Origin of the sequence: Deinococcus pimensis DSM 21231 (assembly GCF_000519345.1) — a bacterium.
Taxonomy (GTDB): domain Bacteria; phylum Deinococcota; class Deinococci; order Deinococcales; family Deinococcaceae; genus Deinococcus_A; species Deinococcus_A pimensis.
In genome coordinates this window covers 90,082-100,702 of sequence record NZ_KI912676.1, presented here as the reverse complement: position 1 = coordinate 100,702, position 10,621 = coordinate 90,082, and the positions used below count along the sequence as shown (strand labels likewise).

Below are 10,621 nucleotides of genomic sequence, written 5' to 3'. Positions count from 1 at the left end.
CGAACGCGGCGAGGGCGTAGGAGAGGGCCGTGAGGAGCGTCCCGGCGAGGAGGACGGGGCGGCGGCCGAGGCGGTCGGAGAGGGCGCCGAGGGTGGGGGCGGCGAGGAGCCCCATGAGGGCGAACAGGCCGATGAGCAGGCCGAGGTTGCGGGCGGCGCCTTCGGGGGTGCCGGTGAGCGATCGGACGAGTTCGGGCGAGACGGGGATGATGACGCCGAGGCCGATCATGTCGATGACGAGGGTGACGAGGATGAAGGGCAGGCCGGGCGCGCGGGGAGTGTGCATGGTGCCTCCTGTGGCTGTGAAGGGGCGTCGGCGTGGCGGTGGCCAGGCCGTGGGATGGCGTGTGGAGTGGTGGTCGCGGTGGTCGCGGGGAAGGACGGTCCGTAGCTCCTGTCCAGATATTACCCGGATAAAACTCGGGGAGCAAGATCAGCCGAGTACGAGAAATGACGGATCGGCAGGCAACGACGAACCCACGTCGAGGCGCGGCGACATCCACCCGGGACGTCACCCTCGCGTGACCGCACCCCGGGCCCGCGAAGGCCGCGGCGAGGCGGAATGTGTTCTGTTGCCTACCGAGGGAACGACGACATCACTCGTCGAAGAGGGACGACCGTCACGACACCCGAACGGCAGGGCCACTCACGGCGCGGGAACCGCCCGCGCCCTGAGACCCGGATGATTCACGTCACCACCTGAGTTAAGATCGGATGAACACGCCCGTGGGCGTGAGTTCCCCCGCTCCAGTCACACGCGCGAGGCCGACCCTTGAAGACCATCCTGATCGTCGACGACAAACTCAGCCTCGTCCGGTTGCTGCAGGACTACCTCGGCGGTGAAGGCTACCGCACCGTCGCGGCGGACAACGGCCGCACCGCCCTGTACACCGCCCGGCACGTCCGACCCGACCTGATCGTGCTCGACCTGATGATGCCCGACCTCGACGGCTTCGGTTTTCTCGAACGGTACCGTCAGGAGGCCGACACGCCCGTCGTCGTCATCACCGCCCGCGACGAGCGCGCGCTGGCCGTACGCGCACTCGAACTCGGCGCGGACGATCACGTCGTCAAACCCTTCGACCTGCCCGAACTCTCCGCGCGCATCCGCGCGGTGCTGCGCCGGGCGCGCCCGACCGTCACGCCCGACGAGACCCTGCGCGTCGGTGACGTCACGCTCGACGAGCGCAGACGACTCGTCACGCGCGGCGCTCAGACGGTCACGCTCGCCCCGGCGGAGTTCGCGGTGCTGCGTCACCTCATGCGTGACCCCGGCCGGGTCGCGTCACGCGCGGAACTGCTCGCGTGCTTCTGCGAGGACGCCGACAGCACCGAACGGACCGTGGACGTGCACGTCCGCAGGCTCCGCCTCAAACTCGAACACGACCCGGCCGATCCGCGCCTCGTGCTCACCGTGTTCGGCGTGGGGTACCGCGTCAACCCCGAACTCACCGTCTGGCCGCGCCCGTCATGACCGTCCGGGCGTGGCGGTCGTTGCATGTCCGGTTGATCCTCGGCTTCGCGGTCGCCGGACTGCTCGGCACCCTCGCGTTCGCGTTGCTGCTGCCCACCGTCACGCTCGGCGCGTTCCGCAGCGAACTGCAACGCGAACGGACCGAGCGTCTCGAACGCGCGGCGCTCGACCACGTCGCCCGCACGGGCAGCTTGAAAGGCTTCCGTCCCGACCCCGCGTGGGGCGGCAGTGACGACCTCGCGCGGAGCGCCCTGGTCCTCGACGCGGCCGGGGAGCTCACCTCGCCGAGCACGTCGAACGCGCGACCTCCGGGTAACTGGCGTGCCCGGCGTGACACGCGCGTCCTCACACGTGGCGGCCGGGTCGTCGGGTACGTCGTGCCGGGCGCGCCTCCTCACGACACGCCCGAGGAGCGCGCGCTGCTCTCGTCCGTCGGTGGGAGCCTCACCCTCGCGGCCCTGATCCGCGTGCTGTTGGTGCTGGCGCTCGGCGCGCTCCTCACGCGCGGCATGATGCGGTCGTTGCATCACCTCACCCGTGAGGCGCAACGCTTCACCCTCGGCGGCGCGTACCAGCCGCTGGACGTGCGAGGGCACGACGAGGTGGCGGTGCTCACCGCGGCGTTCAACGCGATGCGCGCTCAGATCGACCGGGCGGACGGCAACCGCCGCAGGCTCGTCGCGGACGTCGCGCATGACCTCGGGACGCCCCTGACGGTCGCGAGTGGGTACGTACAGGCGATGGTCGCCGGGCGGCTCGCGCCGACGCCGGATCGACTGCTGGTCGTGCAGGGTGAACTCGACCTGATGCGCGGCCTGATCGACGATCTGCGCCTGCTCTCACGCGTCGACGCTGGCGAGCTGCCGCTCGACGTGACGCTCATCGAGCCGCGCGCGCTGCTGCTGACCGTGCACGCGGCGTTCGCGGAGCGTGCGCGGACACAGCAGGTGTCCCTGAGCGTGCACGCGGCGGACGTGCCGCGCGTGCCGCTCGACGATCTGCGTGTTCGGCAGGTGCTCGGCAACCTCGTGTCGAACGCGCTCAACCACACGCCCGAAGGTGGAGCGGTCCGCATCGAGGGTCGCGCACGTGGTGACGCGGTGGAGTTCGTCGTGAGCGACACCGGGGAAGGCATAGACGAGACGCACCTGCCGTTCGTGTTCGAGCGGTTCTACCGCGCGGACGCCGAACGCAGCGGCAGCGGCACGGGGCTCGGGCTGAGCATCGCCCGTAGCCTCACCGAGCTGCTCGGCGGGCAGGTGAGCGTCCACAGTCGGCGCGGGGTCGGCACGACCGCCACGGTGACGTTCCCGCGGGTGACGGGCGTGGAGGACGCGCGTGACGGCGCCGCCTCGCGGGCGCGTCCTCGCAGCGAACCGTACGGGTCCTTCCGAGAAGGAGCATGAACGGGAACGGCGACACCCCCCGTGCGCCAGCCCCCGGGAGGACCCGACGCGCCGCATCGGACACGCACGGGAGCTCGCGTCATCCGGGCGTGTCGTCCGCTTTCCCCGCGAAGGCACCGAGCATGGGAGGCGCGTCGATCACGCGGCGCAACTCGGCCACGAAATGCGGCGCGCGGTTCTCCACGACCGCCTTGATCGCTTCACGCGCCACGACCAGCGGGTCCACGCGACCGTCCTCGAGCGCGTGACGCACCTGCGCGAGCGCGCGCGTGTCGAAGTGACGGCCCAGCATCAGGGTGAGGCGGTCCATGGCGTACTCCACCTGCGCTTCCGTGCCACTCTCCCGCAGTTGCCGTTCGTGCTCGCGCAACGCCCGCTCGGCCTCCTCCTCGGCACGGTCGTCACGTGACCTGAGCGGCCGCTCGGGCTCGTCACGTGACTTGCTCACGCTGGGCGGGCTGAACTCCGCGGGTTCAGGGTATTTGCCGCCCTCGTCCTTGAGGACATCCACGAGAAAGCCAGGTTTGCTGTTGGGCTTGTAGCCGCGCTCGAGCAGATGTTCGGCCTTGGCGAGGCGATCCTCGAAGACGTCCACGCCCAGCCTGCGCAGCAGGTTCCGCGCGACGGGCAGACCCACCCCGTGCTTCGTCACGCGTCCCAGCAAGGCGTCCCCACGCGAGGGGCCGTCACCGAACACGTACCCGATCATCTGCGCGGCGCCACGCCCGCTGTACTCGGCGCTCACGAGGTACCCGTTGGCGATGAGCTCCTCGTGCGCGGGGTCGAGCGCGCGCCGGATGCGTTTGGCCTCGGTGAAGTTGAGCTTGCACTCGCGCGCCCAGTCGACGAGGTTGACGTCGAGGGTCACGGCGGGCAGGTCCGGCTGCGTCGGATCGTACCGCCTGGCGTCCAGCAGACGGTACAGCGCGCGAGCCAGGGGGCGTTCGATCCGTGAGAGCAACCCCATGTCGAGCGGCTTGAGGAACTTCGCGCGGATGCTCTTGACGATCTGACGGGCAAGTTCGAGCCGGATGACGGTGCCCCGCCCGACGTTCTCGTGCTCGCCGCTGTACCCGAGCTGCTCGAGATGCGCGAACGTCACGGACGTCCACTGACGTTTGTCGTGGTCACGCCAGGCTTCCTTGGCCGTGTAGATGGCCGTTCGCAGGCGATGCAGGCTCTGGTGGAGGTTCGCGTACGACCGTCCGTTCGGGTCGATGCCGGCACGTTTGAGGATGGCGTGCGCGGTGACGACGAGTTCACCGCTCGCGGGCGCGCCCGCCTCGATGAACAGGTCGACGATAGCACTGAACACGTCGTTGTCGAGACCGTGTGGGACGCCGCCGTATTCGGCGTGGGAGATGCAGGCGAGCTTCGCGGGTTGCCCGTCGATCTCGAACTCGATCTCCCAGCGGTTGAAGTCGTCCGGGATGCGTTCCTGGATGGAGATCAGTCCAAGCCGCGCGAGGTTGAGCTCGTCGAAGCGCTGACGAAGCTCCAGGGGTCGGCTGTCCTTTCTGGTCGGCTTGCTCCCGCTCAAGGTAGCCGCATCATACAGAAATTCCTCCCTGAGGATGAGTCCCTCTGTTTGAAAAAAGAAGTTTGATGTAAATAAAAGAATGATCATCATCAGGCGAACGAGCGTTTTGCGATGAACACGCATCCGAGCGGTCCCGAACGGGACGAGATGCCCGAACAACAGGCCCGCGAACGGGACGAGATGCCCGAACTTTTCACCTGCCGACGGGACGAGATGCCCGAATGACGGGTCACGAACGGGACGAGATGCCCGAACAAAACGGGACGAGATGCCCGAACGCGGAGACCCCGAACGGGACGAGATGCCCGAATGCGATCGGCTCAAACGGGACGAGATGCCCGAACAAAACACCCCCGATCACCCCCCTCGAATTCGGGCATCTCGTCCCGTGCCTCCACGCGCGCCGCCCGCCGGGCCACGACGCTGAACGTCGATCAGCACGACTTTTTTTTCGAGTCGACGTCACGAACGGGACGAGATGCCCGAATACACGAACGCAGACGGGACGAGATGCCCGAACAAGGGGACACAGGGCGTCTGGCGTCCCCGCACCCCTGCTCATGATGGGACAAGCTGCCCGAACGTCTTCGGCCGACGGGTCGACACGACGACCCACGACGACGTGACGGAGCAGGCCGGGCGCGCACGGTCACCAGCACGAAAATTTGGGCGCGTGGAGCGGCGTCACGTGGCCTGGTCGTATTTATCCCTGATGATCCTGGAGGAGTCGGGCGACGTGACACGTTGCACGAGGCAAGTCCACATCTTGCTCACGAGGCTTCCCAAGAAAAGGGATTAGCTCCTCGACACCCCCAGCGCACGAAACCACAACGGCAACCCCGACGTCGTCTCCGTTCGCACGAAGCGGCGCTCGCCGTCGGCGACCCGCACCTCGTCCTTCCCCGAGGTGACCCGACCACTCAGGCGTCGTACCTTGAACAGGACATGACCGACGCGTCCGACCTCCTGCATTTCGTGGTGCTGCTCACCTACCGCGCGCCCCTCGCCGACATCGACGCCGCGCTGCCCGCCCACCGCGCCTTTCTCGACGAAGCCTACGCCGACGGCGTCTTCCTCCTGTCCGGCCCGCGCGCTCCACGGACGGGCGGCGTGATCCTCGCGCGCGCCCGCAGCGAGCACGAGTTGCGCGTGAGGCTCACACGGGACCCGTTCGCTCGGGCGAACCTCGCGACGTACGACCTCGTCGCGTTCACCCCGACCCGACGCGCCTGAACGACGAGCGCCCCACCGGGCATGAGGACACGCGCCCCGGCACCTCGCAGGTACGGTGAGGGTATGCGTGACCTCGACCGACTCGACCGTGGCATCGTCGCGTGGATGGCTCGACACGGCGTGACCGTGCTGCGTGTCAGCCTGGGGCTCATCTTCGTGTGGTTCGGCGCGCTCAAGTTCATTCCCGGGCTCAGCCCCGCGCAGGACCTCGCGGTCGATACGGTAGGCGTGCTGAGTTTCGGGTTGCTCGGCGCGGACGCGGCGCGCGTGGCCATCGCCGCGCTGGAAACCCTGATCGGGGTGGGATTGCTGGGGGCGGTGCTGCTGCGCGCGGTGATCGCGTTGCTGTGCGTGCAGTTGCTCGGTACCATGACGCCGATCGTGCTGTTTCCGGACGCGGTGTTCGGTGCGGCGCCGCTCGTTCCGACGCTCGAAGGGCAGTACATCTTCAAGAATCTCGTGTTGATCGGCGCGGCCCTCGTGATCGGCGCGACCGTGCGTGGAGGGCGGCTGCACGCCGAGCGGACGATCGACCTCCCGAGTGTGCGCGGAGCGCACCTCCACGTAGAATGAGACGCATGAGTGACACGGTCGGTGAAGGGTACCTCGAAAGTCACGATCCCCTCGAAACGCGCGTCCTGGTGCGTCACGTCACCACCGTCGAACTCGCCCGCTCACGCGCCGAGACCGACCGACGGGCCGGATGGCACGTGTGCGTCGTCACCTCCCACGGAGGCAGGTTCCGCGTCACCCGCGACCCGTACTTCGAGCGGCACGCCGCCGAGCAGTACGCACGCGACCTCATCCACGACATCGAACGTTACCTCACCCGTGACGCGTCCTCGGCGCGAACGTCTCCCTGATCGGCCCGCACGACAGGAATCGTGACGCTCGCCCCGTCCGTTCGTCTGGACTCGTCGCGTGTCGAGCGGGTCACCTGGCGGTCCCGGAGGCGTTCCCGCCTTCACCGCCCCGCTTCCGCGCGCCGTGCAGGAACACCCGCAACGCCGTCGGCAGGACCTGCGGCGCGAGCGGTCCGTCCACCTCATGAACGAGGTTGCGTTTGATCGACGGGGTCAGCGCCAGGCTCAGCATCAAGCCGACCAGTTCCTCCGTGGGCAACTCCGGGTCGAGGTCACCGTCACGCTGCCCTGACGCCACGACCTCCCCCACGAGCGCGAACAGCGCGTCGAACGCCGGATCGTCACCCAGGTCGGGCCCGAGGCTCGACGTGAACAGCACCCTGAACAGCCCCGGGTACTCGTCCTGAAAGGCGAGGAACTCGAAGAGCACGGCACGTACGCGACCCTCGGTGCTCCGCTCGGCCTCCACGGCGCCGCGAATGCGCGCCGTGACTTCCCGGAGTTTCACGGCGCGCAGTTCGAGCAGCAGGCTGCGCTTGTCCGGGAAGTACTTGTACAGCGCCACTCGCGTCAGGAGTGCCCGCTCGGCGATGTCGTCCATCACGGCGTTCTGATAGCCCTTCTCACCGAACACGGCGAGGGCGCAGTCGAGAATCTCGGCGGTCCGCCGGGCGCGACGTCGATCTCGAAGCGAGGGGGAGGAAGCGGGCGTGATCATGCCCTCCAGTCTAGGTCGTCGTGACGCGCGCGGTGATCGACGAGGCGTCCTGCCGTGCGAACCACGCGAGCGTGTCCCGGACGGTGTCGTCGAGCGGCCGGAAGGTCGCGCCGAGCTCACGCGCGGCCCGTTCGGCGCTCACGTGATGACGCAGGTGCATGGTGCGTACGCCCGCGAGGGGCAGGGGAGAGGGTCGGTTCGCGAGGCGAGCGGCGAGGTCGGCGAGCCGCGCGAGCGTCTCGACGGCGCCTCGCGGCGCCACGAGACGCGGCGCCTTCACGCCGGAGTGCCGTTCGAGCGTGTCGAACAGCTCGCGGAAACTCACGTAGGGCCCGCTGGCGACGTACCGCGCGCCGGGCTGGGCGTGTTCGGCGGCCTCGGCCATGACCCACGCGACGTCGCGGGCGTCGGCGACGCTGGTGCCGCCGTCGAGCGCGAAGGGGAAGCCGCGGCGGAGGAAGCGCAGGACGATCTCCCCGGCGCTGGTGGGCGCCGCGTCGTGAGGTCCGAACATCCAGCCGGGCAGCACCGTGACGATCTCGGGTCCGTGGGTGCGGGCGCGGTCGGCGACGGCGCGGTCCATCTCGACCTTGCTGCGGAAGTACGCGTTGCGCAGTTGTGTCTCGCTCGCCGGGGTGTCCTCGTCGCCGGGTTTCATGCCGATGGCGCCGCTGCTGCTGGTGAGCACGGCGCGGCGCACACCGCGCCCGCTGGCGATGTCGAGGAGGTCGAGGGTGGCGTTCACGTTGAGCTGACGCAGGGCGTGGGTGTGATTTCCGGGGGCGTAGGATTCGCGGAAGTACGCGGCGGTGTGGAACAGGACGTCCACGCCGTCGAGTGCGGGTGTCCAGCCCTGGGGGTGGTCGAGGTCGCCGATGACGACGTCGACGCCGGGTGGAAGCTGAGCGCGGGCCTTCCCGGGCGATCTCGCGAGGGCGGTGACGTGGTGTCCGCGTCCCTGCAGTTCGCGAACGAGGTTGCTGCCGAGGAGTCCTGTGCTGCCGGTCACGAACACACGCATGGTTTCCTCCCGAGGAGCGGGAACACCTCGCTCTCTGAGTAACATCATGTAAACTTTTGAGGCACAGTGTCGAGTGTCCTGTATGACAGTCCCGCGGGCGACGACCAGAGCCGCCCGACCCCCCGAGGCGCCGCGGACATCCCCACCGACGAACCCGAAGGCACCTTCACGCCGCCCACCGCGACCGAACGAGGCGTGACGACTTCGAGAAGTCCGGTACGCCCCGCGACGCCGCATTTGGCGGGGCGGCCACACTGACGTCCACCTGCACCTGCACCTCCCCGTCGAGCGTCACCGCACGCGGACGACGTCGCCCAACACCGGACGCATGTGCGCACGGGCGCCGCGCCCCTTCCCTCTACACTCCACCTCATGCGCATCAAAGCGGTCCTCGCGTCGCCCGGCGTCGTCCTGCTCACCCTCACCCTCGGCGCCTGCGGGCAGACCACCGGAACGAACACCGCGCCCAGCGCTCCTGCCGACCCGAACGCCTGGCCCGCCGGGTACTCACCCGACCCCCTCGCGGACCGACTCACGACCGAACACCTCGGTGACGCCGCGTACACCACCATGGAAGTCGAAGCGCTCGGCCTCGTCAACGACGCCCGCGCCCGGGGCGTCACCTGCACGAAACCGGACGGCACCACCACCGTCATGCCGAGCGTCCGCGCGCTCCGCATGGAAGGACACCTGCACCTCGCCGCGCGCCGACACGGTACGGACATGCTCACCCGAGGCTACTTCGCTCACGACGCGCCCACCCCCGCCCCGAACGGCGTCAGGCTCATCGACCGCCTCCTGAACGCCGGTCTGCCGCAGCCCAGCGCGTGGGGAGAGAACCTCGCGAGCGGTCAGACGAGCGCCCGCCAGGCGGTCGACGACTGGCTCGCCAGTCACGACCACTGCGTCAACCTGATGAGTCCGCTGCACGCGTACGCCGGGGTGGGACTGGTCGTGCGCGACGGGCAGTTCATGTGGACGAACGACTTCGCCGCCGGACCACTGACCGCGCGCTGAGCGGCCCCCGACCGACCGCCGTCGACGACGCTTGACACCCGGTCGGTCGGCAGGTCGACGGTCCTCACGGGAAGACGAACCCGAACAGCGGCGGTTGCTTGTTCGGCGCGTCCGACGCTTCGAGCTGCGAGACCGTCACGCCCAGCAGCCGTACCGGACGATCCGACAGCAACGTCGGCGTGAGCAGACGCCCCGCGACGACGAACAACTCGTCGGCGTCCGCCACGGCCAGCGGCAGGCTCGTGCGGCGCGTGACCAGCTCGAAGTCAAAGAACTTCACCTTCAAAGTCACGGTGCGGCCCGCGAGCCCGTGACGCGCGAGCCTCGCGGCGGCGCGCGCGGAGACGGCGCGCAACGCCACACCCAGACGCGCGAAGTCCGACACGTCCTCATCGAACGTTTCCTCCGCGCCGACGCTCTTGCGGTCGTCGCTGGGATCCACCGCGCGCTCGTCGATGCCACGCGCGATCCGCCAGAAGTGCCGCCCCGACGCCTCCCCGAACTCGGTCACGAGGTCCGCCTCGCCCGCGCGGCGCAGGTCCGCCCCCGTGAAGATGCCCAGCTCGTTCATCCGCCGCGCCGTCTTCGGACCCACTCCGAAGAAGTCCCCCACGGGCAGACGCGCGATCAGCGCCTCCACCTCCTCGGGACGCACGACCGTCAGTCCGTCGGGTTTGTTCATGCCGCTCGCGAGCTTCGCGACGAACTTCGTGCTGCTCGCGCCCGCCGAGACCGTGAGGCCGCCCGTCCGTTCGAACACCTCACGTTTTACGTTCCGCGCGACGAGCGTCGCGCTTCTCGGTCCGAACCTCGGTTCGGTCACGTCGAGGAACGCCTCGTCGAGCGACAGGGGCTCCACGAGGTCCGTGTACGTCCGGAACACCTCCATCACGATCCGTGACGCCTCCCGGTACGCGTCCATGCGCGGCTCGATCACCACGAGGTGCGGGCAGCGCGCCAGCGCCGTCCGCAGGGGCATCGCGCTGCGCACCCCGTACCGCCGGGCCTCGTAACTCGCGGTCGTGACGACGCTGCGCGGACCACGCCACGCCACCGCGACGGGCCGACCACGTAGACGTGGGTCGTCACGGACCTCCACGGCCGCGTAGAAGCAGTCCATATCGCAATGCAGGATCCGTCTCACGCTGAACTCCAAGGGAAGTCTACGTCACGAGCAAAACGCTCCGGGCGAGACCTCCCCGGGCGGACGCCTCATCCAGAGAGGCCCGCCACCGATCGGGCCCTGCGCGCGGCGTCACATGAGCGGCGCGCGCAGCGTCGCCACCACGACGTCCACCACGTCCAGGACGAGCAGCGACGACAGCATCGGCACCAGCCGACCGCAGGCG

The 10,621-nt window shown here is 69.1% G+C and carries 11 protein-coding genes; 6 read left to right on the top strand and 5 right to left on the bottom strand.

All coding sequences use genetic code 11. The annotated features are described in order from the left end of the window. Positions 1-286 (bottom strand): MFS transporter (locus tag DEIPI_RS0125915; protein ID WP_027483700.1); only part of this gene is annotated, 286 nt, incomplete at its 3' end. Positions 287-772: 486 nt separating this feature from the next. Between DEIPI_RS0125915 and DEIPI_RS0125910 the strand changes: the two genes are divergently transcribed. Beyond that, positions 773-1,474, top strand: a complete 702-nt coding sequence (locus DEIPI_RS0125910) for a response regulator transcription factor (protein ID WP_027483699.1) — start codon at positions 773-775, stop codon at positions 1,472-1,474. 32 nt (positions 1,475-1,506) lie between these two features. Next, on the top strand, positions 1,507-2,880 hold the full coding sequence (locus tag DEIPI_RS36250; protein ID WP_052352033.1) for a sensor histidine kinase: 1,374 nt from the start codon (positions 1,507-1,509) through the stop codon (positions 2,878-2,880). A 79-nt stretch (positions 2,881-2,959) separates the two neighbouring features. Here the strand turns inward: DEIPI_RS36250 and DEIPI_RS34750 are convergent, their stop codons facing one another. Next, positions 2,960-4,420, bottom strand: a complete 1,461-nt coding sequence (locus tag DEIPI_RS34750; RefSeq protein ID WP_045235217.1) for a replication initiator protein A — start codon at positions 4,418-4,420, stop codon at positions 2,960-2,962. A 945-nt stretch (positions 4,421-5,365) separates the two neighbouring features. On the opposite strand from DEIPI_RS34750, the gene DEIPI_RS0125885 reads away from it, so the two are divergent. From DEIPI_RS0125885 to DEIPI_RS0125875, 3 genes are all read left to right on the top strand, one after another. After that, entirely contained in the window at positions 5,366-5,653 is a 288-nt protein-coding gene (locus DEIPI_RS0125885) for a YciI family protein (protein ID WP_027483698.1), read from the top strand. A gap of 63 nt (positions 5,654-5,716) precedes the next feature. Further along, on the top strand, positions 5,717-6,226 hold the full coding sequence (locus DEIPI_RS34745) for a hypothetical protein (RefSeq protein WP_045235216.1): 510 nt from the start codon (positions 5,717-5,719) through the stop codon (positions 6,224-6,226). Between the two features lie 5 nt (positions 6,227-6,231). Beyond that, positions 6,232-6,516, top strand: coding sequence for a hypothetical protein (locus DEIPI_RS0125875; protein WP_027483697.1), 285 nt, complete (start codon positions 6,232-6,234; stop codon positions 6,514-6,516). A gap of 70 nt (positions 6,517-6,586) precedes the next feature. On the opposite strand, the gene DEIPI_RS36245 is transcribed toward DEIPI_RS0125875, so the two are convergent. Together DEIPI_RS36245 and DEIPI_RS0125865 are read right to left on the bottom strand one after the other, a co-directional pair. Continuing rightward, positions 6,587-7,234, bottom strand: a complete 648-nt coding sequence (locus DEIPI_RS36245) for a TetR/AcrR family transcriptional regulator (RefSeq protein WP_052352032.1) — start codon at positions 7,232-7,234, stop codon at positions 6,587-6,589. A 10-nt stretch (positions 7,235-7,244) separates the two neighbouring features. Further along, the gene (locus tag DEIPI_RS0125865) at positions 7,245-8,255 is read right to left on the bottom strand and encodes an NAD-dependent epimerase/dehydratase family protein (RefSeq protein ID WP_027483696.1); all 1,011 of its coding nucleotides are present in this window, start codon (positions 8,253-8,255) and stop codon (positions 7,245-7,247) included. A gap of 372 nt (positions 8,256-8,627) precedes the next feature. Between DEIPI_RS0125865 and DEIPI_RS36240 the strand changes: the two genes are divergently transcribed. Continuing rightward, a complete protein-coding gene (locus tag DEIPI_RS36240) occupies positions 8,628-9,272 on the top strand; it encodes a CAP domain-containing protein (protein WP_157464112.1) in 645 nt (214 codons plus the stop codon). 64 nt (positions 9,273-9,336) lie between these two features. Here DEIPI_RS36240 and dinB read toward each other — a convergent pair whose 3' ends face one another. Beyond that, the gene (dinB, locus tag DEIPI_RS0125855) at positions 9,337-10,416 is read right to left on the bottom strand and encodes a DNA polymerase IV (protein ID WP_281173269.1); all 1,080 of its coding nucleotides are present in this window, start codon (positions 10,414-10,416) and stop codon (positions 9,337-9,339) included. Between the last annotated feature and the right edge of the window lie 205 nt (positions 10,417-10,621).

What these genes read in the sequence shown, in the direction of transcription:
- DEIPI_RS34745 (WP_045235216.1), top strand. Translation starts at nt 5,717, where the DNA reads ATGCGTGACCTCGACCGACTCGACCGTGGCATCGTCGCGTGGATGGCT.
- DEIPI_RS0125875 (WP_027483697.1), top strand. Translation starts at nt 6,232, where the DNA reads ATGAGTGACACGGTCGGTGAAGGGTACCTCGAAAGTCACGATCCCCTC.
- DEIPI_RS0125865 (WP_027483696.1), bottom strand. Translation starts at nt 8,255, where the DNA reads ATGCGTGTGTTCGTGACCGGCAGCACAGGACTCCTCGGCAGCAACCTC.
- DEIPI_RS36240 (WP_157464112.1), top strand. Translation starts at nt 8,628, where the DNA reads ATGCGCATCAAAGCGGTCCTCGCGTCGCCCGGCGTCGTCCTGCTCACC.
- DEIPI_RS36245 (WP_052352032.1), bottom strand. Translation starts at nt 7,234, where the DNA reads ATGATCACGCCCGCTTCCTCCCCCTCGCTTCGAGATCGACGTCGCGCC.
- DEIPI_RS0125885 (WP_027483698.1), top strand. Translation starts at nt 5,366, where the DNA reads ATGACCGACGCGTCCGACCTCCTGCATTTCGTGGTGCTGCTCACCTAC.